A 25,871-nucleotide genomic window follows, 5' to 3' on the forward strand; every position below is an offset into this window, starting at 1 on the left:
ACGACATGAGATGGAAGCGCACGATCCAGCTGCTGGACGTTCACTGCGAGGGCGAGATCGGCAAGGTGGCGATCGGCGGCGTGCCGAAGATCCCCGGCAACACGATCGCCGAGCAGCTCCATCACATCAACACGGTCGATGACAGCCTGCGCCGCTTTCTCTGCCTGGAGCCGCGCGCGGCGGCGACGGGTTCCGTGAACCTGCTGCTGCCCGCCAAGCGCCCGGAGGCCGATGCCGGGTTCATCATCCTCCAGGCCGACCAGGCGCATGCCTCCTCGGGCTCGAATTCGATCTGCGTGACCACGGCGCTTCTGGAATCCGGCATCGTCGAGATGAAGGAGCCGGAGACGGTTGTCGTGCTCGACACGGCCGCCGGCCTCGTTAAGGCGACGGCCACCTGCCGCGACGGGCGCTGCGAGAAGGTCCGGCTCACCATGGTGCCGTCCTTCGTCGAAGCGCTGGACGTGGAGATCGACACGCCCCATTGGGGCCGCGTGCGCTTCGACATTTCCTATGGCGGCATCTTCTATGCGCTTGTGGATGTCGATCAGATCGGCACCAGGATCGACAAGGCCAATGCACGCACGCTGGTGGATGCCGGCATGGTGCTGAAGGATCTCATCAACCGCGCCATGAAGGTCGTCCATCCCGAGATCCCCGAGATCAGCGGCATCGCCTATGTCATGTTCCGCGATCGCGACCCCGATGGTCTCGTGCGCACCGCCACCACCATGTGGCCGGGCCGCGTGGACCGCTCGCCCTGCGGCACCGGCAATTCCGCCAACCTCGCCACGCTTCATGCCCGCGGCCTTGCCAAGGTCGGCGACACGTTCCGCTCGCGTTCGATCATCGGCACGGAGTTCGAGGTGGGGCTGGAGGCGGAGGCCGTGGTTGCCGGCCGCCCGGCGATCATCCCCAGCATCACCGGCCGCGGCTGGACGTTCGGCTTGCACCAGATCGCGCTCGATCCGACCGATCCGCTGGCAAACGGTTTCGCCATGACCGACACCTGGGGTCCCCAGGCCGGCGAGATCGTCTGACCGGGCACCGGGCTTGCGCCCGGCAGAATGGAGATGTCTCCTCGGAAACAGAGGGCGCGGCCGGATCGGCGCATAAGGGGATGATCCAGTGCTGGGAGCGGTTGACGCCGCGCCCGCCATCGGTTCAAGTCCGCGCCACCTATATCGAAGCGAAAGACATGTCATGCGACCGCTCCATGCACTGAACCCAGTTCTTTTCGGGCGTCGGCTTTTCCTGGCCGGGGGCGCGCTTGCGCTCATGGGGGCGGGCGTTCGCGCGGCGTGGGCCAGCACCGTCATCGGCAAGGCCGTGAAGATCACGGGCGACGTCACGCGCCGGCAGGCCGGCCATCTGGAAGGCCTGAGCGCCGGCGCGAACCTCATGGACCGCGACTTCGTGACAACGGGCAAGGAGAGCTTCGCGGCCCTGGCGCTCGGCGAGGAGACGAGCCTGCTTTTGGGCAGCGAGACCGAACTGCTGATCGACAGCTTCATCGCCGGGCAGGGCGGAACGATCGAACTTGGCACCGGCCAGATGATGTTCGACCGCGCGGAGGGCCTCGCCAAGATCGACTTCACCATGCGCACCGCCTTCGGCATGATCGGCGTGCGCGGCACCAAGTTCTTCGCCGGCCCGAGCCGCGGTGCCGCCTTCGCCGTCTTCGTGGAACATGGGCTGGTCGAGGTCACGGGCGGTGGCGTGACGCGACGGGTCGGCCGCGGCGAGGGCGTGGATTTCGCCGCACCCGGCGCCGCACCCACGGCCGTGGCCCGATGGAGCGAGGCGCGCATCCGCGAAGCCTATGCCAGTGTGGGCGCCGGATAAGGCTGCGGATCACGTGTTCTAGTCGAGCGTGAACAGCTCCATCGTCCCGAAGCCCCGGATCTCGTGGCGGCCGATGGGCCGGAGTGTCCGGCTGGCTTCGCCCGCCGCGCGCGGCCCGACGCAGATCTGCGTCCCCAGGAACTTGTTGGCGTCCTGCAGCCGCGCGGCGAGGTTTACTGCGTCGCCATGGGCGGTGTAGTCGAGCTTGCCGCCGGCACCGACTTCCCCGAGCACGGCATCACCCGTCTCGATGCCGATCCGGGTCCGGCCGAAGGCCTGTTCGAGGAAGAGTGGCCGGTGGCGCATCTCCTCGGTCAGCGCGCGGATGTCGTCGGCGCAGGCCAACGCCTTGTCGACATGGCCTTCCAGATCATCCGGCGCGTTGAAGAGCGCGTGCACCGCATCGCCCACCACCTTGTCCACCATGCCGCCGTGGCGGGCAACGAGCGCGTTGACCTCGGCGAAGTAGATGTCGAGCAGTTTGACGAGATCGTGCGGGCCGATCTTCTGCGCCAGCGTGGAGAAGCCCTCGATATCGGTGAAGAGTGCCGTGACCTGCCGCGCCTCGCCCGCCACGCGCCCCATGTCGGGATTGTCGATATAGCGCGAGACGACGGATTGCGGCAGATATTGCGCGAAGCGCTGCCGGGCCGTCGCCTCCGCCCGCCGCACATGGGCATATTGCATGAGACCGGTGACGAGGGCGGCCGTGGCGACGATGAGCGACACGCCGATCGCATCGGAAAGCAGGGCGGTGCGGGCGTAGAGCAGCACCGACGCGCCGAAGACGAGACCGACCAGGGCGAGGCCGGCAACCGCGGCACCGAGCGGCCGCAGACGTGCGGCCGCAAGCGCCGCCGCAGCACCTGCAAGCAGCGCAAAGCCCGCTTCGACGGGCGGCAGAAGCGGATCGCGCGTGGGAATGGTATCGGTCAGGATGGCATCCGCCAGATCGGCGTGGATCTGTACGGACGGCTCGAGCGGCATGGAGGCGCTGGTGCGCAGCCCACCCAGATTGGGCAGGCTGCTGCCGATCAGCACGACCTTGCCGGCAAGCGTCTCCGCCGGGACAGTGCCGGCCACCAAATCGGCGGCCGAGAAGGTGCGTGCGGCGATGGTCGCGGCACCGCTTGCAACGAAGCGCAGGCTGCCGTCCTCGTCGAGCCGCAACACGCGGCCGTCGTGGCGCAGCCATGTGGGGTCGCCACCCAGCACGGGTGTGCGGGCGCCCGCCGCAAGCCGCGCCACCTCCACGCCGAGCGCCGGATAGGCCGCGTTGCCCACGATCGCATAGGCCTGCACGCGGCGCACCACCGCATCCTCGTCTCCGACCAGAAAGGCGGCGGCTGCTGCCGTCGAGCGATCCTGCAGGAAGGTGCACGAGCTTTCCGTGCCCTCGATGAACCAGAGGTCCGGCACGTTGACGGGCCGGTGCAGTGCGAGCTTCGGCACGGGATGCGGCGCACCGTCAAGCGTTTCGCCGATCAGGAAACCGAGGACGGTCGGCACCTTGCCGATGGCGTCCGCGAGCGCGGCATTGGCCGGCACGTCGGGCGCGCAATCCGTGCTGAAGATGAAGTCGAAGGCAATGGCGGTGGGCTTGGCGGCCGCAAGCCGTTCGACGAGCGTCGCTGTCTCGGCGCGCGTCCAGTCGCGGTTCGGCACGCTCTGGAAGGCCTTTCGGTCGATATCGACGACGACGATGCGGTCGCTCCGCGCGGCCGGAACGGCCTGGGTGAGCGCGTCGAAATAGAACTCGCGCTGCCGCTCCAGCGCCGTCTCGCCCAGGGCAAGAAGCGCCAGTGCGCCGGCAAGGCTGGCAATGAGGCCGGCGGCAAGGGGCCTGTATTTCTTTGCGATCATTCTCTCGGCAGCCTAGTCGTCGTCCGGCTCGGCGATGCCGTAAAGCCGACCGACATGGCACTGGATGATACCGTCCTTGCGCCGGATGGCGCCGGCTTCCTCCAGCGCGAGGATCGAGCGGTTGATCTTCGGCCGGCTCGCACCGAGGATGCCGGCGATTTCCGTCTGGCTCAGCGCGATCTGGAGATTGGCGCTATCGGGCAGCTCCTCGCCGTGGATGTTGCGCAGCGTGGCGAGGAAGAAGCGGGCGACCCGCGCATCGAGATCGTAGAGCGCGATGGTTTCGAGCTGCTCCGTCGTTTCGCGCAGCTTGGTGCAGAGATAGTGGATGACCGCCTGCGCGGCGGCCGGGTTACGGGCGAGCAGGTCGAGGAAATCGCGCTTGGCGATGACGTAGCCCTCCGTCGCCACCGCCGCCGTGGCATCCGCCGAACGCGGCTGGCCGTCGAGGATCGCCATCTCGCCGAGCACGGCGCCGGGTTCGAGCTGGCGCAGCGACAGTTCCTTGCCCTGTGGCGTGATGAGGGAGAGCTTGATGCGGCCGGTCACCAGCACGATGAGATAGGTGCCCTCGTCGCCGCGCTGGAAGATCACCGTTCCCGCCGGCCATTTGCGATAGGTCGCGATCGCCGCGATATCGCCGATCGTCTCCTTGCTGAAACCCTCGAAAATCGGAAAGGAGCGCCAGAATGCGGCACTCTTGTTGATCTCGTTCATGTCCGCTGCCCCCGGCCGGCCGAAATACGCCAGCCGGCGGAAATCTTCGCCCAGCGGCCGGGCGCATGCAACAGAAAAGAACGTGCCCTGGCGGTTGTCAGCCGCAGATGCGCACGCGCTTTGTGACGGTCCTTCCATGGGCATCCGCCACGCGGAAGCGCTTGGTGACGCAGCTCTGCGGGTCGTGCGCGCGATAGCCTTCATCGGAGGACGCGCCCGCAGCCGTAAACGTGAAGGAAACGGCGGCAAGAGCGAGGGCGAGCAGGATCAGGCGCATGATCTCTCCGGCAGGCGGGCGACAGGCGCCTTTCTCGCACCGTCCCATGCCCGGTCTGTTCCTGGGGAAACAGGGGCGGGGGCGTTCTCAAAAAGTGAACAATCTGTCTTCCGAACGACCGGCTAGCTTGACGAATGAAAGCTGTTATCTCTGTCGTCAACGCAAACAACGAAGCCTCAGGAGCTTTCCATGCCGCAGAACGCCGTCGTCCTCGTCGGACGCATCCTCCTCGCCCTCATGTTCATCACGTCGGGCTTTGGCAAGCTGACCGATCCCGCCGGCACCGCCGGCATGATCACCGGTGCCGGCCTGCCGGCCGCAACCGCGCTCGCCTACATCGCCGGTATCTTCGAACTCGTCGGCGGCCTCTTCATCCTCGTCGGCTTCCAGACGAAGATCGCGGCTTACCTGCTCGCTGCCTTCTGTGTGTTCACCGCGCTGACATTCCACAGCGGCGCGATCAACATTCCGGACTTCCCGGCAGGCGCAAACGGCCTGCTCACGGTCTTCAACGGCCTGATGATGTGGAAGAACATCACGATTGCCGGCGGTTTCCTCGTGCTTGCCGCCTTCGGCCCCGGCTCGATCTCGGTCGACGCCCGCCGCGCAGCCTGAACCCGACTATCCCTCTGATCCTCCAGAAACCCTTCCCGGTCCCCGGGAAGGGTTTTTCGTTGTCTGAACGCTGGAAAGCCGCCACTCTTGCTGCTATGCGCACGGGGATAGAACCCTGCGGGAGATGCCGATGTTTTCCAATTCCTTTCCGGACCGAGATGTGATGGCGGAGCTGATGGCCCGCATGCTTTGGGAGATCAAGGCGGTGCATTTCCGCCCGGAAGAGCCCTACAAGCTCGCCTCCGGCATGGCCTCCCCGGTCTATATGGATTGCCGCAAGCTCCTGTCCTACCCGCGCATCCGCTCGGCCATCATGGATTTCGCCGCCGCGACCCTCACCCGCAATGTCGGCTTCGAGCGTATCGACGTGATCGCCGGCGGCGAGACGGCCGGCATTCCCTTCGCCGCCCTCCTTGCCGACCGTCTCAGCCTGCCGATGATCTATGTGCGTAAGAAGCCCAAGGGCCACGGCCGCAATGCGCAGATCGAGGGCGTGATGGCGGAAGGCGCGCGCGTGCTCGTCATCGAGGACCTCGTAACGGTCGGCGGCTCCATGTTCACCTTCATCGACGCGATCCGCGCGGCCGGCGGCGTGGTCGATCACGGCATGTCGCTGTTCTACTACGGCATCTTCAAGGAAGCCGAGGCGCGCTATGCCAATGGCGGCGTGAAGCTGCATCACGTCGCGACCTGGCGCGATGTTCTGGCCGTCGCCCGGCAGGAAAAGCTCTTCGACGATGCGACGCTCGCCTCCGTCTCCGCCTTCTTCGATGCGCCCTTGGCCTGGTCGGCCGCCCATGGCGGCGTCTCGGAACTGCCGACATCCTAAAAAGCGCTGGCGCTTTCCGCCGTGATTGTTTAAATCGATTGAAATTCGGTTGGAGGACTTTCGATGATCCTGTGTTGTGGTGAAGCGCTGATCGACATGCTGCCGCGGACAACGACGCTCGGCGAGGATGCCTATGCACCCTATGCCGGCGGCGCGATCTTCAACACGGCCATCGCGCTCGGCCGCCTCGGCGTGCCCACGGGCTTCTTCACCGGCCTGTCGGATGACATGATGGGGGACATCCTGCGCAAGACGCTGCGTGAAAGCGGCGTCGATTACAGCTATTGCGCAACGCTGTCGCGGCCCACCACGGTCGCCTTCGTCAAACTGGTCGACGGCCACGCGACCTATGCCTTCTACGACGAGGGCACGGCCGGCCGCATGATCACCGAGGCCGAGCTTCCGGCACTGGGCGATACATGCGAGGCGCTGCATTTCGGCGCGATCAGCCTCATCCCGGAACCCTGCGGCACCACCTATGAGGCGCTCCTCGAGCGCGAGCACGAAAAGCGCGTCATCTCGCTCGATCCCAACATCCGCCCCGGCTTCATCAAGGACAAGGACGCCCATATGGCCCGCATCCGCCGGATGGCGGCGATGGCCGATATCGTCAAGTTCTCCGATGAGGACCTTGCCTGGTTCGGTCTCGATGGCGACGAGGATGCGCTCGCCCGTTACTGGCTGCACCACGGCGCCAGGCTCGTCGTCGTGACCCGTGGCGCCGACGGCGCGGTCGGTTATACGGCTGAGCACAAGGTCACGGTGCCGAGCGAACGCGTCAGCGTCGTCGATACGGTCGGTGCCGGCGACACATTCGATGCCGGCGTGCTGGCCTCGCTCAAGATGCAGAACCTCCTCACCAAGCAACAGGTGGCGAGACTCGACGAGGCGCAGATCGCAAAGGCGCTGGCGCTCGGCGCCAAGGCCGCGGCCGTCACGGTTTCCCGCGCCGGCGCCAATCCCCCCTGGGCGAACGAGATCGGCCTCGCCTGATCGGCAGCCACGTTCACGCGGCTGTCATCGCAACGTGGTCAAAGGGGGCATGCGAGAACAGCACGTCCCCGACCAGCATGCCTCCGTTAACCCTGATGCACGGGCACCCACCGTGCTCGTCGTCACCGATGCGTGGCGGCCGCAACTGAACGGCGTCGTGCACACGCTGGAGGAGCTGGCGCGCTCGATGGCGGAGGAGGGGGTCGAGGTCGTCTTTCTCACCCCGGAAAAGTTCGCGACCGTGCCGCTGCCGTCCTATCCGGAAATCCGTCTGGCGCTTGCCTCCGCGCGGCGCGTGCTCGCCGAGATCGAGGCGATCGCGCCCGACTATATCCATATCGCCACCGAGGGCCCGCTCGGCATGGCGGCGCGCCGTGCCTGCCTCAGCCGCCGGCTACCCTTCACGACGGCCTATCACACACGGTTTCCCGAATTCATCAGCGCCCGCCTACCCGTTCCCGAAAGCTGGAGCTATTGGTGGCTGCGCCGTTTCCACAATGCCGGCGAAGGCATGATGGTGGCGACGAAATCGCTGGGTGCGGAAATGGCGGCGCGCGGTTTCGTGCGCATCAAGCGCTGGTCGCGCGGCGTGGATACCAAGCTGTTCGATCCCGCCAGGCGCCGCGATCTCGGCCTGCCGCGGCCGATCTTCCTCAATGTCGGGCGTGTCGCGGTGGAGAAGAACCTGCCGGCCTTCCTCGGTCTCGACCTGCCGGGCAGCAAGGTCGTCGTCGGCGACGGGCCCGACCTTGCCATGCTGCGCCAGCGTTATCCCGATGTGCATTTCCTCGGCCGCAAGACCGGCGAGGAACTGGCGAGCATCTATGCCTCCGCCGACGTCTTCGTCTTCCCGAGCCGCACGGATACGTTCGGCAATGTCATGCTCGAGGCGCTTGCCAGCGGCGTTCCCGTCGCCGCCTTCCCGGTAACGGCCCCGCGCGACGTGCTGGGCGATGCCGGCGCCTTGTCGGAGGACCTGCGGGCGGCGGCGCTCGCCGCGCTCGACATCCCGAAGGACGTCGCGCTCAACAGGGCCGCGACCTATAGCTGGCGCGCCTGCGCGCTGGAATTTCTGGGCAATCTCGCCCGCGTGCCGCGCGGTTCTTTTGCGTCACGCCGCCTCAGCCTTCGCTAGGGCATGTCCAGCCGAAGCGGGATCGCTTCGGCGTCGGACAATGCGGCAAAGAGAACGTTTGCTACTTCGCCGCCTTCAGCAGTGCGGCGACGAGGCCGGCGGTGGAGGAGTCGTGTCCGGCAGCACTTTCCTTGCCCTCAACGACAGGCAGCAAGCCCGTCGCCAGCTCCTTGCCGAGCTCCACGCCCCACTGGTCGAAGGAGTTGATGTTGAAGAGCGCGCCTTCGACGAACACGCGGTGCTCGTAGAGCGCGATCAGCCGGCCGAGCGCGAAGGGTGTGAGGCTGTCGTGGACCATGGTGATCGACGGGCGGTTGCCCGAGAAGACGCGGTGCGGCGCGATTCGGTCGGCCTTTGCCTCGTCCATGCCCTTGGCGGTGAGCTGCGCCTTCGCCTCCGCGAAGCTGCGGCCCTTCATCAGCGCCTCCGACTGCGCAAGGCAATTGGCGATCAGCAGCTGGTGCTGGTGGCGCAGGCTCTTTTCGTGGCCGTTGGCCGCGATCATGAATTCGGCCGGAATGATGGCCGTGCCCTGGTGGATCAGCTGGTAGAAGGCATGCTGGCCGTTCGTGCCGGGTTCGCCCCACACGACCGGGCCGGTCTGGCCTTCGACGGGCGTGGAATCCATCGTCACCGACTTGCCGTTCGATTCCATGTCGAGCTGCTGGAGATAGGCGGGAAAGCGCGACAGCCGCTGGTCATAGGGCAGGATCGCGCGCGAGGGATAGTCCAGCACGTTGCGGTGATAATAGCCGATCAGGCCGAGCAGCATGGGAATGTTTTCGCGGATCGGCGCGGTGCGGAAATGGGTGTCGATCGCATGGCCGCCGGCCAGGAAATCGGTGAAGTTCTCCTTGCCGATGGCAATCATCAGCGGCAGGCCGATGGCCGACCAGATCGAATAGCGGCCGCCGACCCAGTCCCAGAATCCGAAGACGCGTTCGGCGCTAATACCAAAGGCCGCGACCTTGTCGAGCGCCGTCGAGACCGCGCAGAAATGGCTGCCGACCGCGGCCTCGCCCAGCGCGTCTGCGATGAACCTGCGCGCGGTCGCGGCATTGGTCATCGTCTCGATGGTGGTGAAGGTCTTGGACGCGACGATGAACAGCGTCGTTTCCGCGTCGAGCAGCTTCAGCGTGTCGGCGATATGCGCGCCGTCGATGTTGGAGACGAAGTGCAGGCGCGGCCCGTCGTGATAGGGCGCCAGCGCCAGCGTCGCCATGACGGGCCCGAGGTCCGAGCCGCCGATGCCGATATTGACGACGTCGGTGATCTTCTTGCCCGTCGCGCCTTTCAGGACGCCGGAGCGCACGCCATCGGAAAACGCGCCCATGGCATCGAGCACGGCATTGACGTCGGGCATGACATCCTTGCCATCGACGAGGACGGGCGTGTTGGCGCGGTTGCGCAAGGCCGTGTGCAGCACGGCGCGCTCTTCGGTGATGTTGATGATCTCGCCCGCAAACATCGCGTCGCGCTTCGTCTCGACTCCGGCCTTGCGGGCAAGCTCTTCCAGACCGTCCAGCACGGCGTCGTTCACCGCGCATTTGGAATAATCGAAGAGGAAGTCTTCGAGCGTGACGCTGTAGCGGGCGAACCGCTGCGGATCGGCCGCGAAGGCCGCCCTTATGTCTGTGGCATTGGTCTCGCGAACGATGGATTTCAGCTTTTCGACAAGCGCGTTCATCGGCGTGTTCCTCGGGCCTTGGGACGATGCCGGTTAGCTAGTCGCTTTGGAGGGCGCAAATCAAGACCGCAAATGCGCCTTCCGCGAAAAAATTAAATCGGTTTAACCGGGGCTGCGTCAGCCCCGGAGGTCCTTGCGAAGGATCTTGCCGACATTGGATTTCGGAAGTTCAGTGCGGAATTCGATGAATTTCGGCCGCTTGTAGTTCGTCAGGTTGGCGACGCAATGGGCCTTCACGTCGGCTTCCGTCAGGGCGTCGTCCTTCTTGACGACGAAGAGTTTCACGGCCTCGCCGGAATGCTCGTCGGGCACGCCGATCGCCGCGCATTCCAGCACGCCGGCCAGCGACATCGCCACCTCCTCCACCTCGTTGGGGAAGACGTTGAAACCGGAAACGAGGATCATGTCCTTCTTGCGGTCGACGATCTTGGTATAGCCTTCCGCGGTCATGAAGCCGACATCGCCGGAGCGGAAGAAACCGTCCGGTGTCATCACCTTTGCCGTTTCGTCCGGCCGTTGCCAGTAGCCGGCCATGACCTGCGGCCCGCGGATGCAGATCTCGCCGACCTCGCCGAGCGCCAGCGTCTTGCCCTCGTCGTCGCGGATCTCGATATCGGTGGAGGGCAGGGGCAGGCCGATCGTGCCGGTGAAATCGGGGCTGTCGAAGCGGTTGGCGGTGGCGACCGGCGAAGTCTCCGACAGGCCGTAGCCTTCGGTCACCGCGCAACCCGTGATCTTCTGCCAGCGCTCGGCGACGGGCCGCTGCACCGCCATGCCCCCGCCGAGCGTCAGCACCAGCTCGGAGAAGTCCAGCTTCTGGAAATCCGGGTTGTTCATCATGGCGTTGAACAGCGTGTTGAGGCCGGGGAAGATGTGGACGCGGTACTTGCCCAGTTCCTTGACGAAGGCCGGGATGTCGCGCGGATTGGCGATCAGCACGTTGTGGCCGCCGAGCGCGATGCCCATCAGGCCGTTCACGGTGAGCGCGAAGATATGGTAGAGCGGCAGCGCGCAGACGAAGACGAGCTGCTCGGGCCGCTTCTTGAGGCGGAAGACCGGCTCGATCCACAGCTTGATCTGCTCCATGTTGGAAAGCAGGTTGGCGTGGGTGAGTGTCGCGCCCTTGGAGATGCCCGTCGTGCCGCCGGTATATTGCAGGAAGGCCGTATCGCCAGGCGAAATGTCCGCCGGCTTCAAGGTGGCGTGCGCTCCCTCGGCCATGACCTGCTTGAAGGGAATGTGTCCCGGCAGGGACCACGCGGGCACGAGCTTCTTGATCTTGCGCACCACGAGATTGACGATCAGCCCTTTGAGGCCGAGCATGTCGCCCATCGTGGTGACGACGACATGGCGAACGGCGGTTCGCGAGACGACCTGCGCCACGGTGCCGGCAAAATTCTCCAGCACGAACAGCGCCTTCGCGCCCGAATCCTTCAGCTGATGTTCCAGCTCGCGCGGCGTGTAGAGCGGATTGACATTGACCACGACGAGACCGGCGCGCAGGATGCCGAAGATCACGACCGGGTTCTGCAGGATATTGGGCATCATCACCGCGACGCGGTCGCCCTTGGCTAGCCCCTGCGCCTGCAGCCAGGCCGCGACCTTTTTGGAGGCTGCCTCGAAGTCGCGGAAGGTGAGCGTCTTGCCCATGCTGGTAAAGGCGGGGCGCTCGGCAAAGCGGGCGCAGCAGCTTTCCACCAGCGCGCCGATCGATGAATGGCCAAGCGGTGCGATCGTCTGCGCCATGCCCTCTGGATAGGACGCGAGCCAGAAACGGCCGGACGCTTCGGTGGATGGCTTCTGTTCTATGGCCGACATTGGGGCTCCTCCTCGTGGGCGCGTGGGGCATCGTCCGTCCTGCGGTCACCGAATGGTCCTCCAACCATCGGTGCGAACAAGATGATGCTTTTGGCGGGCGCCATCAAGCACCATGGCTATCTTACATTGACGTAAACGTCAACAATCGCCGCTCTTGGCCCGATAGCTTTTTCGTGAGGCCGGGCGGCTGCGGCGTCTCACCGCGCCGGCAACGAAAAAACCACGTATATGTTTAACATTCTTCGGATAGACCTTATCTAGAGGCCCGGCCTGTACCGGCCGCAATGGAGTAGACGAGTTTGCCGCAATCGGAACATCGCAGAAATGAGCCCCGGCTGATCGGTGTGGCGCGCCCGAGTGGAGCGGCGCTCATCTCGCCGACATCGGCGGCGCGCTGGCTGCTTGTCCTCATCGTGCTGGCAGGCATCTACTTCTTCCATGGTTTCGTGGTCCCCGTGCTGGCCGCCCTCGTCATCGCCTTTGCCAGCTGGCCGCTCTATTCGCGCCTGCTCGTCCAGCTCAACGGCAACCGCACGATCGCCGCCTCCATCGCGATCCTTCTCATTCTCGGTTTCATCGTCGGGCCGATCATGTTCGCGTCGACCTATGCCTTCCACGAGATCCGCGAGTGGATCGGCTGGGCGGTCGAGACCAATCGCACGGGTGCGCCCACGCCGGACTGGATCAGCGCGCTGCCCGTCATCGGCGGCTGGCTCGATATGCAGTGGACGCGCTTCCTCGATCATCCCGGCGCGATCGGCGAACTGACGCAGATCGTCAGCGGCGCCAATATCGGCAATATCTACCGCGTGGCGCTCGCGGCCGGCGGCAAGGCCTTCGGCCTGCTGCTCGCCATGCTGTTCATGCTGATCGCGCTGTTCTTCATCTATCGCGACGGCCGGTCCTTCGCCGCCCAGGTGGATCGCCTCGGCGAGCGCATCCTGCCGATGCGCTGGGAGCGCATCTCGCGCATCGTTCCCGCCACCATCAGCTCCACGGTCACGGGCATGACGCTGATCGCCATCGGCGAGGGCATCGTGCTCGGCGTCGCCTACTGGATCGCCGGCGTGCCCTCGGCCGTCACGCTCGGCGTCCTCACCGGCGTCATGGCGCTCTTCCCCGGCGGCGCGCCGCTCTCCTTCACCTTGGTCTCGATCTACCTGGTATCCAGCGGCTCGCCCATCGCCGGCCTAGCGCTCTTCATCTGGGGCTCGGTGGAACTCTTCATCGTGGACAAGACGCTGCGCCCGCGTCTCGTCGGCGGTCCGATCAAGCTGCCGTTCCTTCCCACCTTCTTCGGCCTGATCGGCGGCGTGAAGACCATGGGCTTCCTCGGCCTGTTCATCGGTCCCGTCCTGATGGCCCTGCTGGTCGCGATCTGGCGCGAATGGATCCGGGAAATCGAGGCGACGGATCCGCCCGCCACGATCCGCCTGGATGCCCGCCCGCAGACGCCGGACCTGTCCGAGCGCGGGCGCAACGTCAGCTGACGACGAACGCTCGCCGCGTCGTTTACGTAGCGCTCCGGCGATAGAGGGCGGCGGCTTCGGCAACCAGTTCCGTGTTGCCGGACGCCTGTTCGCCGTTCATGAGCAGGCGTCCGTCTTCCAGTCCAACACGGGTGGACCAGCGTTTTTGACGCGCCCGGGCAACGAAGTGCCAGACCGTGTCGTCGAAACCGTGAAGCAGGATCGGTCGAACAATATCGGCGCGCGCAAGAACACGCGCGATGCCATCGGCAATCGCATCGGCCCCGGCAGGATCCTGCGCCTCGATCTCTATGAGCACGCGAAAGACACGGTGGCGATCCGCAAGCGAGGCCAGCCGTTCGGCATCGGCAACGGTGGCCAGGCCCGCCTCCACGCCGACACCCATCTGATGCAGTAACCCGATGACGGCAGGCGCATCCGGCTCCGACAGATTGACCGAGGCATAGTCGGGCAGCACGCGCCAGCGGGAGATGCAGTCCCGCGTCCGCTCCACGTCGCCCTCTATCCAGGCACCCGTCGATACGCCGACAAGCGTTCCCGGGCAGGCGCGCCGCATGGCCAGCATCGTGTCATCGATGGCCTCCAGGCTTTCGCGCCCGTCTGGACCGCGCGGATGGATGTGCAACTCCGCCGCACCCGCCACAACGCAGGCCGCCCCATCGGCAGCCATGGCATCCGGGGTCGTCGGCAGGCGCGGATGGTAATCGCGGGGCCGCGCCCCGTTCAAGCAAGCCTGTACGATCATCGCGAGCTCCAAGCAACGACAACAGTCTAGCGGCGCCCAAAGAGTTCGCAAGGTCGCACAGAGCCGTGAAACGCCAGCCGGACGCGGTGCGCAGAAATTAAAAAGTGTCAGGGAGGGAAATGGTGCCGCTTACGTGACTCGAACACGTGACCCCGTCATTACGAATGACGTGCTCTACCAACTGAGCTAAAGCGGCCTTCATGGTCCCGAAGCGTGCCGGGACCGGAATGGGTGCGCTGATAACCGCTATGCGCGGAGATTTCAAGCGGTGAGTTTCAACTTCCGCATTTTTCCCGCGCTATGGCGTGCGCAGCGGTTCAACCGGCGGCGATGCGGGCCCTGGCGGCGGCATATTCCTGCTCCAAGCGTGCGACGAGTTCGGCGGTCGGGGCCACGGACTTGATGGCGCCGACGCCCTGGCCGCAGCCCCAGATGTCCTTCCAGGCCTTGGCGCCCGATGTTGCCGTCTCGAAATCCATTTTCGAGGGGTCGGCCTCCGGCAGGTGGTCCGGATCCATGCCGGCGGCGGCGATGGAGGGTTTCAGGTAGTTGCCGTGAATGCCCGTGAAATAGTTGGAATAGACGATGTCGGCGGCGGCGCTGTCGACGATCATCTGCTTGTAGGCCTCGTTGGCGCGGGCCTCGGTCGTGGCGATGAAGGGCGAGCCGATATAAGCCATGTCGGCGCCCATCGCCTGGGCCGCGAGGATCGCGCCGCCGGTCGCGATGGCACCGGAGAGCAACAGGGGTCCGTCGAACCATTCCCGAATTTCCTGGACGAGCGCAAAGGGCGAGAGCGTGCCCGCATGGCCGCCCGCGCCGGCCGCCACGGCGATCAGCCCGTCGGCGCCCTTGCGGATGGCGGAATTGGCGTGGCGGTTGTTGATGACGTCGTGCAGCACGATGCCGCCATAGGAGTGGATCGCGGCGTTGACCTCGGGCACCGCGCCCAGCGAGGAGATGACGACCGGCACCTTGTACTTCACGCACATCGCCAGGTCGTGCTCCAGCCGCTTGTTGGAGCGGTGGACGATCTGGTTGACGGCAAATGGCGCGGCCGGGCGATCGGGGTGTTTCGCATCATGCGCCGCGAGGGCTTCCGTGATCTCGGCCAGCCACTCGTCGAGCTGCGCTTCCGGGCGCGCGTTGAGCGCGGGAAAGGCGCCCACCACGCCGGCCTTGCATTGCGCGATGGTCAGCGCAGGGTGCGAGATGATGAAGAGCGGCGCCGCGACGACGGGCAGGCGCAGCTTGTCCTTGAGGATCGCGGGCAGGGCCATGAAGACGTCCTTCTTTGACGTTTACGAAAACGTCAAAAGGATAGCAGCGGGAATGCGACGTGAAAAGAGGCTGAAATCAGGGCAGCAAAGGGAATGGGCATGGTAACGAATGCGGCCTGTGGCGATTCGCCGTTTCTGCCCGTCTGTGTGCGTTGGCCACTCGGCGCGGCGTGAACAGGCCAATTATACCCCAGCCGAACCGCTCTATCACGCGCCGGTGCCGATTCCCGTTTACGGCGGCAGGAGGCATCGCGGCTCGCCCGCTGGGGGCTCCAGCGTAGCTTATCCCCGGAGAAGGAGGGCGGTTCGGACGCCGAGACTTGCGCAAATTCGCGGCAAACGTTACGCAAAAACCAACAAAAGCCGGAAAGTGAGGCTCTTTCCACAGATGTGTTTGGCCGCGGCGGGGTGCGGTCGCCGAGAAGGATCGGACGTGAGCGGACTGGAAGCGGCAATCAGAAATGCGCTGACGCGCTCGGAACGCGGCAATGCCGAGGTGCGCGCGCGCATCTACCAGTCGGCGCGCAACGCGCTCGAGGCCGGGCTACGCAAGCAGGACATCAACGATCCCGAGGCCGTGGCGGCGCAGCGCCACCGGCTCGAGGCGACGATCCGCCAGATCGAGGCGGAGGAGCGCGCGCAGGCCAGTGCCGCTGTGCGCGAGGTCCGAGCAGAGCCGCGGGTCGAGATACGGCCGGAACCGGAAATGCGCGCCGAGCGCGACATCCGGCCCGAGCCGACGCTGGAGGCCGAACCGCGCATCGAACCAGAGCGCCGGGCGCCCGCGGGCGATATGGGCGCGATCCGACCCGAGCGCATGGAGCGTCTTGGTGAAGGCGGCGCACAGGCGACGGCAGCTGCGGCGACGCCCGCAAGCCAGCCCTCCGATTTCCGTCCGGAGCGCGTCGCCAAGGCGCGCAAGCGCCGCGGGCGGCTGTTCTCCTTCCTCCTCGTGCTCGCAACGCTGGTCGCGGCCTTCGGCGCGCTTGCCTGGTGGGTGACATCGAGCGGCCTGCTGGATGACCTGCAGGATGATTCCCGGCCGCCGGCCCGAGTCTCGGCGGAGGATTTCTCCGGCGAGGACCCGATCAAGAAGGCGCTCGATACGCAGAGCCGCTTTACGTCCGACTGGCGCCCGGTCTTCACGCCGGGCGACGCTGCCAAGCTTTCCGCCGGCGCGGCCGGACGCTTCGAATCGGTCAGCACCAGCGACGGGCAGGCCGTGCGCGTCACCTCGACAAATCCGGAGCGTGACGGTGCGGTGCAAATCGAGGTATCGCCGGAGGTCCTGGGCGAGATGGGCGGCAAGACCTCGACGATCGCGCTCACCGTGCAGGCCGCTGGCGACAAGCCGGTGCAGGTGTCGGTGGAATGCGATTTCTCCACCATGGGCGGCTGCGGGCGTCATCGCTTCACTGTGTCGGAGCGCACGGACATTCTGTTCCAGGTGGAGTTCGACCGCTCGCTTTCGCCGAGCGAGCCGGGGCATCTGCTGCTCAACAGCGACATTGCCGGCGGCGGCGCAGGCGTGAACCTCTACGCCGTCCGCATCCTGCCGGGCGAATAAGAGGCCCGGCCCTGACGCGGCGCGGGATGGCCCCGCGCCCGCCGGGATGGTCCTTCTCTTATTTTACGAAGCCGACACCCGTGCCGACGATCTTGTCGTCGATCTCGCCGATCGCCTTTTTGTCCTTGCCGTCATAGTCGAGCGTCTTGAGGATATGGCGGATCAGGTTGATGCGCGCACGCCGCTTGTCGTTGGCGCGGATCACGGTCCACGGCGCGTGGTCCGAATGGGTTTCCTTCAGCATCCGGTCGCGCTTTTCCGTATAGTCGTCCCACTTGTTGAGCGCGGCTATGTCCATCGGCGAGAGTTTCCACACCTTGAGCGGATCGTGCCGCCGGTCGTGGAAGCGCTTCAGCTGCATTTCGCGGCCGATATTGAGCCAGAACTTGAAGAGATGGATGTCGTCCGAAACGATCATCTTCTCGAAGCGCGGCGTTTCCTTCAGGAAGCGTTCGTATTGCTCGGGCGTGCAGAAGCCCATGACGGGCTCCACGCCGGCGCGGTTGTACCAGGAGCGGTCGAACAGCACGAACTCGCCCGAGGTGGGGAAGGTGGCGACATAGCGCTGGAAGTACCACTGGCCGCGCTCGGTCTCGGTGGGCTTGGTGAGCGCGACGATGCGCGCGGAGCGCGGGTTCATGTAGGACATGGTCGCATGGATCGCGCCGCCCTTGCCGGCCGCATCCCGGCCCTCGAACACGGCCATGATGCGCTTGCCGGTCTTCTGCTGCCAGAACTGCACCTTGACCAACTCGATCTGGAGAAGCTTCAGCGTCTTCTCGTATTCCTTGTTGTCGAGCTTCTTGTCGTAGGGATAGTCGTCGGAGCCGAAGGCCTTCTCCTCGATCCAGTCGGGCAGCACGGGATCGTCGATGTCGAAGACGCGCTTCTTGCCCTTGATATCCAGTTCGACAGACCGGTTTTCGGCCACTTCCGCCATCGTTCGCTCCTCCAGGCACAGACCGCGGCGCACGCCGCTTCACCGAAAGGTGGCCATAAGCGCATTGCGAATTCAAGCGCACCGTGAAAAACATGTCATGAAATCGCGCTATCCATCGAGAATCGGCGGGGCGCGGAGGCTGAGATGCTTGCAAGGGAATGGGTGGCGGTGACGGATCAGCGGACGATCCTCGGCTGGCTGGCAACGCAACTGTGGGGCGAACGCGTTCTCATCGCCTCGGCCATCTTTGTCGGCTTCGTGATGTGGCTCGCCGGCCTGCATCTGGGCTGGGTCTCGTTCACCGTGCTCCTGCTGGTCATTGCCGGCCTCGTGCGCACTGACCGGCGTGCCGCCGAAGGCAATGCGCGCACCATGGCGGTGCCGGCTGCCGCGGTGCCCGAAAACGATGTCGCGGCGGCCCGGCAGGACGATCTGTCCGCCATCGCCGCCGTCCTGGGCGCGCTGGATGCACCGGCTTTGCTGATTTCCGCCCGTGAGACCGTCAAGTTGCAGAACCGGGCCGCGGAGGCGGTCTTCGGGGCGATCCCGCTCGGAAGCGACCTTGCGGGGCGCATCCGCGCGCCCGGCATCCTCGACATGGTCCGCGAAGCCCTCGCGACAGGCCAGCCGCGCGAAACGGAGCATGCCGAGCGCCTGCCGTCCGAGACCGTCTATGTGGTGCGTATCGCGCCGCTAGCCGAAAAATCCGGCGAACCGCTCTGGCTTTTGACCTTCCGCGATGTCTCGCAGGCGCGCCGCATCGACCGCATGCGCTCCGACTTCATCGCCAATGCCAGCCATGAACTGCGCACGCCGCTCGCCTCGCTGCGCGGCTTCATCGAAACGCTGCAGGGCCCGGCGAAAAACGATACCAGGGCGCACGAGCGCTTTCTCGGCATCATGCACGAGCAGGCCACGCGCATGAGCCGGCTCGTCGATGACCTCCTGTCGCTTTCCCGCCTGGAGCTGCGCTCGAATGTTGCGCCCGACCAGACCGTCGACCTCGTGCCGCTGATCGCCCATGTGCGCGACAGCCTGCAGCCGCTCGCCTCGGAGCTCGGCGTCGACATCGTGCTCGACCTGCCCGCCCATCCCGTTTCCGTCACCGGCGAGCGGGACGAACTCGTCGAGGTTTTCGAGAACCTCATCGAGAACGGCTGCAAATATGGCCAGGAGGGCAAGCGCGTCGATGTGGCGCTCACCGGCGGCACGGACGGGGCGCCCGTCGAGGTCTCCGTCAGGGATTACGGTCCCGGCATCCCTCCTGAACACGTGCCACGTATCACCGAGCGCTTCTACCGGGTCAATGTCGAGGCCAGCCGGTCCAAGAAGGGCACGGGCCTGGGGCTGGCGATCGCCAAGCATATCCTCACCCGCCACAAGGCACGCCTCGTGGTGCGGTCCGAAGTGGGCAAGGGAACCGTCTTTACGGTGAAGTTCTGACACACAATGTCACGGCATTATGCGGCTGTCTGAAATAAGCAATTATTTTCAGTGGCTTGGCCTGTCACAAATGTTTCGCGAAACTGACATAAAACGGATGGCGATCGGGGGGTAGAGAGAAGCCGCCGGTCAGCGGCAGAGAGCGCCAGACGAGCGCTTCCCACATATGTCCTCTTCGGGAGAACCCAGATGAAATCTCTTAAGCTCACCCTCGCGGCGCTCGTAGCCTCCGCCGCATTCGCAGGCGTTGCCGTTGCGCGCGACCAGGTCCAGATCGCCGGCTCCTCCACCGTTCTTCCCTATGCCAAGATCGTTGCCGAGACGTTCGCCGAGACCTATCCCGACTTCAAGACCCCGATCGTCGAATCCGGCGGCTCCTCGGGCGGTCTGAAGGAATTCTGCAAGGGCGTCGGCCCGAACACCATCGACGTCGCCAACTCTTCGCGCCCGATCAAGGAAAGCGAAATCGAGGCCTGCAAGGCCGCTGGCGTCACGGAAATCCAGGAAGTGAAGATCGGCTACGACGGCATCGTCTTCGCAACCGACTCGGGCAATGCCGACCTGAAGCTGGTGCCGAAGGACCTTTATCTCGGCCTCGCCGCTGAAGTCGTCGTCGATGGCAAGCTCGTCGCCAACCCCTACAAGAAGTGGTCGGAAGTTAACAAGGACCTGCCGGACGCCGAAATCGCCGCCTATATCCCGGGCGAGAAGCACGGCACGCGCGAAGTCTTCGAAGAGAAGATCCTCGCTGCCGGCTGCAAGGAAGCCGGCGCGGTCGACGTCATCAAGGCTGCCGTGTCCGATGAGAAGGAACAGCATGCCAAGTGCGTCGCCGTTCGCAAGGATGGCCTGGCTGTCGACATCGACGGCGACTACACCGAAACGCTGGCCCGCATCGCTGCCAACAAGTCCGGCATCGGCGTGTTCGGCCTCTCCTTCTACGAAAACAACGCCGACAAGCTGAAGGTCGCCACCGTCAACGGTATCGTTCCCTCGACCGAGACGATCGCTTCCGGCGAATACCCGGTTTCGCGCCCGCTGTTCTTCTACGTCAAGAAGGCGCATCTCGGCGTCATCCCGGGCCTGAAGGAATATGTCGAGTTCTTCACGAGCGACGACATGATCGGCCCGGACTCTCCGCTGGCTGAATACGGCCTCGTCGCCGCTCCGGAAGCCGAGCGCGAAGAGATCCGCAAGGCCTTCGCCGACGGCAAGATCATGTAATGACCTTGGGTCGCCGCGGCGGTTTGCGCCGCGGCGACCTCTGGCTTTCGGGCGGGGACGCCCACGTCATGTTCTTCGGCCGGGAATGGGGCGCCCAGTCGAACGGTCGGGGCGGGCGATTTGGCACGCTCAGGGCGGATGATCTCGCCAGGAGACTTTCCTAAAATGAGTATTTCACTTCTCTTGCTCATCATCGCCGTGATCGGCGTGGCGGGCTATCTTTTCGGAAGCTGGCGCGCCAACGCGCTTGCCGGCGGCAAGCTTTCGAGCCTGCATTCCCGCCCGGGCTACTACGGTTCCTTCGTCGCCATCTGGTCGGTCCTGCCGGCTCTCGTCGTGATGCTGGTCTGGATTGTCGCAAGCCCGATCTACATCAGCTCGACGGTTCGCGGCGGCTTTCCCGAAGAGGTGAAGGCCACCTCCCAGGCCGAGCAGAACCTCGCCTACAACATGATCGGCGCCATCTCGCGCGGCCTGAACACGCTGTCGGCCGAAGAGCGCGAGGCGATGTTCGCCGACAGCGCGACCGCCCGCACCGTGCTGGCGGCCAAGGGTGTTCCGCTCGCCGCCGATCCCGCACCCTACATGCTGACATCGGCCGACGATCTCAACCGCATGACGAAGGCGAGCGGCACCTTCCTGTCGTTCCTCGTCATCGTCGCGGCGCTTGCCGGCGCCTTCGTCTCCTACCGCGCGATCGCACCGAAGTTCCGTGCCCGCAACCGCGTCGAAGGCGTGATGCTGGTCAGCCTCATCGCCGCCTCCTCCATCGCCATCCTGACGACGGTCGGCATTGTGGCCTCCATGGCGACGGAAGCCATCCATTTCTTCAACATGGTTCCGGCCTGGGAGTTCTTCTTCGGCACGACCTGGGATCCGCGCTTCGCCGCGGCGGGCGCCACGGCCTCCTCCGGCCAGTTCGGCCTGATCCCGCTGCTTGCCGGCACGCTCTATATCGGCTTCGTCGCCATGCTGGTCGCCGTGCCGGTCGGCCTCTTCGCCGCCATCTACATGTCGGAATATGCTTCGCGGACCGTGCGTTCCATTGCCAAGCCGCTTCTCGAAGTGCTCGCCGGCATCCCGACCATCGTCTACGGCTTCTTCGCCCTCATCACCGTCGGCCCGTTCCTGCGCGATATCTCAGCCCAGCTGAACGGCCTGGTCACCGGCAATTATGCAAGCTTCATCCAGGCGCAGAGCGTTCTGACGGCCGGCATCGTCATGGGCATCATGCTGATCCCCTACGTCTCGTCGCTGTCGGACGACATCATCACCGCCGTGCCGCGCGCCCTGCGTGACGGTTCGCTCGGTCTGGGCGCCACCCGCTCCGAGACCATCAAGCGGGTCATCATGCCGGCAGCGCTGCCGGGCATCGTCGGCGCTCTCCTCATGACCGCCTCGCGCGCCATCGGCGAAACCATGATCGTGGTACTCGCGGCCGGTGTCGCCGCCCGCATGCAGCTCAATCCCTTCGAGCCGATGACAACGGTGACGGTCAAGATCGTCAACCAGCTGACGGGCGACCTCGAATTCACCTCGCCGCAGACGCTGGTGGCCTTCGCGCTGGGCATCACGCTCTTCGTGATCACGCTCTGCCTCAACATCTACGCCCTCTACATCGTGCGCAAATACCGGGAGCAGTACGAATGAGCCAGGTCTCCACAAGCCCCGCCCTCGGCATCGCCACCAAGCCCGAACGCCGCGATATCGGCCTGCGTCGCCGTTACGCCGCCGAACGCCGCTTCCGCCTCTACGGCATGGCGGCAATCGCCTTCGGCCTGCTGTTCCTCTTCCTCCTGCTGTTTTCGGTCGTCTCCAAGGGCTACACCGCATTCCAGCAGACGATGATCACCATCCCGATCGAGTTCTCGGAGCAGATCATCGACAAGAACAACGAGCGCGCCACCAACCCGCAGAAGCTCGTGACCGCCAACTACCCTGTCGTTGCGCGCAATGCGCTCGCCAAGGTGCTCGGCGTCAGCGAGGACGACCGCGCCGGCCTGAAGGCCGTCAACGGCATGATTTCCGACAGCGTGCGCGTGCAGCTGCGCAACCTCGTGACCGCAGATCCGTCGATCATCGGCACGACGCAGACCGTGACCGTCCTGGCGCACGGCGATCTCGACTCCGCCTTCAAGGGCCAGATCGATCTCACCGTGCCGGAAACGAACCGCAAGGTCTCCGATAAGCAGGTCGGCTGGATGAACCAGCTTGCCGAGAGCGGCGCCCTTTCCAAGCACTTCAACACCGGCCTCTTCACCAACGGCGCATCGAGCCGTCCGGAGGCGGCAGGCGTGGGCGTGGCACTCATCGGCTCGCTCTACATGATGCTCATCGTGCTCGTCCTGTCGCTGCCGATCGGCGTTGCCGCCTCGATCTATCTTGAAGAGTTTGCCCCGAAGAACCGCTTCACGGATCTCATCGAGGTCAACATCAACAACCTCGCCGCCGTACCCTCCATCGTTTACGGTCTGCTCGGTCTCGCCGTCTTCATCAACTTTGCCGGCTTCCCGCGCTCGGCGGCCCTGGTGGGCGGTCTCGTGCTGACCCTCATGACGCTGCCGACGATCATCATCGCCACCCGCGCGGCGCTGAAGGCCGTGCCGCCATCGATCCGTTCGGCCGCGCTCGGGCTCGGTGCCTCCAAGATGCAGACCGTGTTCCATCACGTCCTGCCGCTCGCCATGCCCGGTATCCTCACCGGCACGATCATCGGCCTCGCCCATGCGCTCGGCGAAACCGCGCCGCTGCTCCTCATCGGCATGGTCGCCTTCGTCGCCGACGTTCCGGCAACGCCGATGGACCCGGCGACGGCGCTTCCGGTGCAGATCTACATGTGGGCGAACGAGGCCGAGCGCGCCTTCGTGGAACGCACGTCGGGAGCCATCATCGTGCTCCTCATCTTCCTCATTCTGATGAATGTCGGTGCGATCCTCCTGCGCCGCCGTTTCGAACGACGCTGGTAGAAGGACCGGTCATATGAACATGATGTCAGAAGCAGCAGTCGAGAAAGCCCTGGACAGACAAATGAACGACATTTCCTACAAGATGATCGGCAAGGACGTTTCGGTTTATTACGGCGAGAAGCGCGCCCTCTACGACGTCAACCTGAACGTCCGCGAAAACACCGTCACGGCGCTCATCGGCCCGTCCGGTTGCGGCAAGTCGACCTTCCTGCGCACGCTCAACCGCATGAACGACACGATCGACGGCTGCCGCGTCACCGGCCGCATCACGCTCGACAGCGACGATATCTACGATCCGAACATTGATGTCGTGGAACTGCGCGCCCGCGTCGGCATGGTCTTCCAGAAGCCGAACCCGTTCCCGAAGTCGATCTACGAGAACGTCGCCTATGGCCCGCGCATCCACGGCCTCGCCAAGGCGAAGGCCGATATGGACGCGATCGTCGAACAGAGCCTGCAGAAGGCCGGCCTGTGGAACGAGGTGAAGGATCGCCTGCACGAAGGCGGCACGGGCCTCTCCGGCGGCCAGCAGCAGCGCCTGTGCATCGCACGCGCCGTTGCCGTCAGCCCGGAAGTCATCCTGATGGACGAGCCCTGCTCTGCGCTCGACCCGATCGCCACCGCAAAGGTCGAGGAACTGATCCACGAGCTGCGCGCCAATTTCACGATCGTCATCGTGACGCATTCCATGCAGCAGGCGGCCCGCGTGTCGCAGCGCACCGCCATGTTCCACCTCGGCAACCTCGTCGAGGAGAACGATACCGACAAGATGTTCACCAACCCGGATGACCAGCGCACGCAGGACTACATCATGGGCCGCTTCGGCTGACGTTTTGGTCGCCTTAGCCCCAAGCAATTCCAGCAAAAGTGTGAAGCGGTTTTGCGTTCGGAATTGCGTCGAAAAAACACGTCTCGTGTATTAAGGACAGAACGATGTCATCGACCCATATCGTCTCGATCTACGATGAAGAACTGAAATACCTCTCCCGCCGCATTTCCGAGATGGGCGGCACGGCCGAGCAGATGGTGGCGGATTCCGTCCGCGCCCTCGTTTCCGCCGATGCGGCTCTGGCCCAGAAGGTCATTTCCGAGGATGTCATCCTCGACAATGCCGAGCGCCAGATCAACGAGAAGGCGATCGTCACCATCGCCAAGCGCCAGCCGATGGCGGCCGACCTGCGCGAAATCATGGGCACGATCCGCATCGCGGCCGAGCTGGAGCGCGTCGGCGACCTCGGCAAGAACACCGCCAAGCGTGTGATCGCCGTGCAGAGCTCGGGCATGCCGCGCAAGCTCGCGCGCGGTCTCGAGCATCTCGCCGAACTGGCGCTGATGCAGCTCAAGGAAGTGCTCGATGTCTTCGCCACCCGCTCGGTGGACAAGGCCAAGGCGATCCGCGAGCGCGACGACGAGATCGATGCGATCTACACCTCGCTGTTCCGCGAACTCCTGACCTACATGATGGAAGACCCGCGCAACATCACGCCCTGCACCCATCTCCTGTTCTGCGCCAAGAACATCGAGCGCATCGGCGACCATGCGACCAACATCGCCGAGACCATCTACTACATGGCGACGGGCTCCCAGCCCGAGGGCGAGCGCCCCAAGGACGACACCTCGACATCCGTCGTCACGGCGGATGTCTCCGAAGCTTCCGAATAAACTGGATAGGGTTCGCTACATGGTGCCCAGAATAGCCGTCGTGGAAGATGAGGAGGCGCTGAGCGTGCTCCTGCGTTACAATCTCGAGGCGGAAGGTTTCGAGGTGGATACGATCCTGTCCGGCGACGAGGCGGAGATGCGCTTGCAGGAGCGCATGCCCGATCTTCTCATTCTCGACTGGATGCTGCCCGGCGTTTCCGGCATCGAGCTGTGCCGGCGCCTGCGCCAGCGTCCGGAAACCGAGCGCCTTCCGATCATCATGCTGACGGCGCGCGGCGAGGAGAGCGAACGCGTGCGCGGCCTCGCCACCGGTGCGGATGACTATGTGGTCAAGCCCTTCTCCACGCCGGAACTCGTCGCCCGCGTGCGGGCCATGCTGCGCCGTGCCAAGCCGGAAGTGGTCTCCACGGTGCTGCGCTGCGGCGATATCGAACTCGACCGCGAGACGCACCGCGTTCACCGCCGCACGCGCGAAGTGCGCTTGGGCCCGACGGAATTCCGCCTCCTGGAATTCCTGATGACCTCGCCCGGCCGCGTCTTCTCGCGTTCGCAGCTTCTCGACGGTGTCTGGGGGCATGACATCTATGTCGACGAGCGTACCGTCGATGTGCATGTCGGACGCCTGCGCAAGGCGCTCAACTTCGCCAACATGCAGGATGTCATCCGCACGGTGCGCGGCGCCGGCTACTCGCTGGAAACCTGAGCGAACACAATTCCTCCCAAGGACGGAAATGGGCCCTTCGGGGCCTGTTTGCGTTCCGGTGGGCCGCACAAA

At 65.0% G+C, this 25,871-nt stretch carries 23 protein-coding genes and 1 tRNA gene; 15 read left to right on the forward strand and 9 right to left on the reverse strand.

Annotated elements, in window-relative coordinates; translation table 11 throughout:
* Positions 1–5: 5 nt before the first annotated feature.
* Positions 6–1,040: a proline racemase family protein gene (locus K6301_RS00635; protein ID WP_247218627.1), complete on the forward strand. Its 1,035-nt coding sequence runs from the start codon at positions 6–8 to the stop codon at positions 1,038–1,040.
* A 163-nt stretch (positions 1,041–1,203) separates the two neighbouring features.
* Positions 1,204–1,845, forward strand: a complete 642-nt coding sequence (locus K6301_RS00640) for a FecR family protein (protein WP_247218629.1) — start codon at positions 1,204–1,206, stop codon at positions 1,843–1,845.
* Between the two features lie 18 nt (positions 1,846–1,863).
* Here the strand turns inward: K6301_RS00640 and K6301_RS00645 are convergent, their stop codons facing one another.
* The 3 genes from K6301_RS00645 to K6301_RS00655 all read right to left on the reverse strand — a co-directional run bounded on the left by K6301_RS00645 (position 1,864) and on the right by K6301_RS00655 (position 4,702).
* Positions 1,864–3,705, reverse strand: a complete 1,842-nt coding sequence (locus K6301_RS00645; protein WP_425475411.1) for a CHASE2 domain-containing protein — start codon at positions 3,703–3,705, stop codon at positions 1,864–1,866.
* Between the two features lie 15 nt (positions 3,706–3,720).
* Complete coding sequence (locus K6301_RS00650) at positions 3,721–4,425, reverse strand: Crp/Fnr family transcriptional regulator (protein WP_247218634.1); 705 nt, start codon at positions 4,423–4,425, stop codon at positions 3,721–3,723.
* 97 nt (positions 4,426–4,522) lie between these two features.
* The gene (locus K6301_RS00655; RefSeq protein WP_247218636.1) at positions 4,523–4,702 is read right to left on the reverse strand and encodes a hypothetical protein; all 180 of its coding nucleotides are present in this window, start codon (positions 4,700–4,702) and stop codon (positions 4,523–4,525) included.
* A gap of 189 nt (positions 4,703–4,891) precedes the next feature.
* Here K6301_RS00655 and K6301_RS00660 point away from each other — a divergent pair, with 189 nt between their 5' ends.
* The 4 genes from K6301_RS00660 to K6301_RS00675 all read left to right on the forward strand — a co-directional run bounded on the left by K6301_RS00660 (position 4,892) and on the right by K6301_RS00675 (position 8,274).
* On the forward strand, positions 4,892–5,317 hold the full coding sequence (locus K6301_RS00660; protein ID WP_160870146.1) for a DoxX family protein: 426 nt from the start codon (positions 4,892–4,894) through the stop codon (positions 5,315–5,317).
* A 130-nt stretch (positions 5,318–5,447) separates the two neighbouring features.
* Positions 5,448–6,146: an orotate phosphoribosyltransferase gene (locus tag K6301_RS00665; protein ID WP_134647839.1), complete on the forward strand. Its 699-nt coding sequence runs from the start codon at positions 5,448–5,450 to the stop codon at positions 6,144–6,146.
* A gap of 63 nt (positions 6,147–6,209) precedes the next feature.
* Positions 6,210–7,139 (forward strand): carbohydrate kinase family protein, encoded by a 930-nt coding sequence (locus tag K6301_RS00670; protein WP_247218637.1) that lies wholly within the window; start codon positions 6,210–6,212, stop codon positions 7,137–7,139.
* A gap of 49 nt (positions 7,140–7,188) precedes the next feature.
* Positions 7,189–8,274 carry a glycosyltransferase family 4 protein gene (locus K6301_RS00675; protein WP_247218640.1) on the forward strand — a complete coding sequence of 362 codons (1,086 nt, stop codon included), beginning with the start codon at positions 7,189–7,191 and terminating at the stop codon, positions 8,272–8,274.
* 61 nt (positions 8,275–8,335) lie between these two features.
* On the opposite strand, the gene pgi is transcribed toward K6301_RS00675, so the two are convergent.
* Entirely contained in the window at positions 8,336–9,961 is a 1,626-nt protein-coding gene (gene pgi / locus K6301_RS00680; RefSeq protein ID WP_247218642.1) for a glucose-6-phosphate isomerase, read from the reverse strand.
* Positions 9,962–10,078: 117 nt separating this feature from the next.
* On the reverse strand, positions 10,079–11,779 hold the full coding sequence (locus K6301_RS00685) for a long-chain-fatty-acid--CoA ligase (RefSeq protein ID WP_247218644.1): 1,701 nt from the start codon (positions 11,777–11,779) through the stop codon (positions 10,079–10,081).
* Between the two features lie 344 nt (positions 11,780–12,123).
* Here K6301_RS00685 and K6301_RS00690 point away from each other — a divergent pair, with 344 nt between their 5' ends.
* Positions 12,124–13,269 carry an AI-2E family transporter gene (locus K6301_RS00690; protein ID WP_425475357.1) on the forward strand — a complete coding sequence of 382 codons (1,146 nt, stop codon included), beginning with the start codon at positions 12,124–12,126 and terminating at the stop codon, positions 13,267–13,269.
* Between the two features lie 22 nt (positions 13,270–13,291).
* On the opposite strand, the gene K6301_RS00695 is transcribed toward K6301_RS00690, so the two are convergent.
* The 3 genes from K6301_RS00695 to K6301_RS00705 all read right to left on the reverse strand — a co-directional run bounded on the left by K6301_RS00695 (position 13,292) and on the right by K6301_RS00705 (position 15,294).
* Positions 13,292–14,014, reverse strand: a complete 723-nt coding sequence (locus K6301_RS00695; RefSeq protein ID WP_247218646.1) for a 3-keto-5-aminohexanoate cleavage protein — start codon at positions 14,012–14,014, stop codon at positions 13,292–13,294.
* A 120-nt stretch (positions 14,015–14,134) separates the two neighbouring features.
* Positions 14,135–14,210: transfer RNA gene (locus K6301_RS00700), tRNA-Thr, on the reverse strand.
* A 121-nt stretch (positions 14,211–14,331) separates the two neighbouring features.
* Positions 14,332–15,294 (reverse strand): NAD(P)H-dependent flavin oxidoreductase, encoded by a 963-nt coding sequence (locus K6301_RS00705; RefSeq protein ID WP_247218647.1) that lies wholly within the window; start codon positions 15,292–15,294, stop codon positions 14,332–14,334.
* Between the two features lie 433 nt (positions 15,295–15,727).
* Between K6301_RS00705 and K6301_RS00710 the strand changes: the two genes are divergently transcribed.
* Positions 15,728–16,861: a biotin transporter BioY gene (locus K6301_RS00710; RefSeq protein WP_247218648.1), complete on the forward strand. Its 1,134-nt coding sequence runs from the start codon at positions 15,728–15,730 to the stop codon at positions 16,859–16,861.
* Between the two features lie 58 nt (positions 16,862–16,919).
* On the opposite strand, the gene ppk2 is transcribed toward K6301_RS00710, so the two are convergent.
* Positions 16,920–17,801: a polyphosphate kinase 2 gene (ppk2, locus tag K6301_RS00715; RefSeq protein ID WP_247218649.1), complete on the reverse strand. Its 882-nt coding sequence runs from the start codon at positions 17,799–17,801 to the stop codon at positions 16,920–16,922.
* A gap of 144 nt (positions 17,802–17,945) precedes the next feature.
* Between ppk2 and phoR the strand changes: the two genes are divergently transcribed.
* The 7 genes from phoR to phoB all read left to right on the forward strand — a co-directional run bounded on the left by phoR (position 17,946) and on the right by phoB (position 25,799).
* On the forward strand, positions 17,946–19,244 hold the full coding sequence (gene phoR, locus K6301_RS00720; protein ID WP_425475358.1) for a phosphate regulon sensor histidine kinase PhoR: 1,299 nt from the start codon (positions 17,946–17,948) through the stop codon (positions 19,242–19,244).
* A 189-nt stretch (positions 19,245–19,433) separates the two neighbouring features.
* Positions 19,434–20,468 (forward strand): PstS family phosphate ABC transporter substrate-binding protein, encoded by a 1,035-nt coding sequence (locus K6301_RS00725; protein ID WP_247218650.1) that lies wholly within the window; start codon positions 19,434–19,436, stop codon positions 20,466–20,468.
* 165 nt (positions 20,469–20,633) lie between these two features.
* The gene (gene pstC, locus K6301_RS00730; protein ID WP_247218651.1) at positions 20,634–22,118 is read left to right on the forward strand and encodes a phosphate ABC transporter permease subunit PstC; all 1,485 of its coding nucleotides are present in this window, start codon (positions 20,634–20,636) and stop codon (positions 22,116–22,118) included.
* Complete coding sequence (gene pstA / locus K6301_RS00735) at positions 22,115–23,434, forward strand: phosphate ABC transporter permease PstA (protein WP_247218652.1); 1,320 nt, start codon at positions 22,115–22,117, stop codon at positions 23,432–23,434. The genes pstC and pstA overlap by 4 nt, the downstream gene beginning before the upstream one ends.
* 13 nt (positions 23,435–23,447) lie before the next feature.
* Positions 23,448–24,263: a phosphate ABC transporter ATP-binding protein PstB gene (pstB, locus tag K6301_RS00740; protein WP_134647813.1), complete on the forward strand. Its 816-nt coding sequence runs from the start codon at positions 23,448–23,450 to the stop codon at positions 24,261–24,263.
* A gap of 104 nt (positions 24,264–24,367) precedes the next feature.
* A complete protein-coding gene (gene phoU / locus K6301_RS00745) occupies positions 24,368–25,096 on the forward strand; it encodes a phosphate signaling complex protein PhoU (RefSeq protein WP_134647811.1) in 729 nt (242 codons plus the stop codon).
* Positions 25,097–25,115: 19 nt separating this feature from the next.
* Entirely contained in the window at positions 25,116–25,799 is a 684-nt protein-coding gene (phoB, locus tag K6301_RS00750; protein WP_134647809.1) for a phosphate regulon transcriptional regulator PhoB, read from the forward strand.
* Positions 25,800–25,871: the final 72 nt, after the last annotated feature.

The sequence above is a fragment of the Shinella oryzae genome (assembly GCF_023038235.1).
GTDB lineage: Bacteria > Pseudomonadota > Alphaproteobacteria > Rhizobiales > Rhizobiaceae > Shinella > Shinella sumterensis.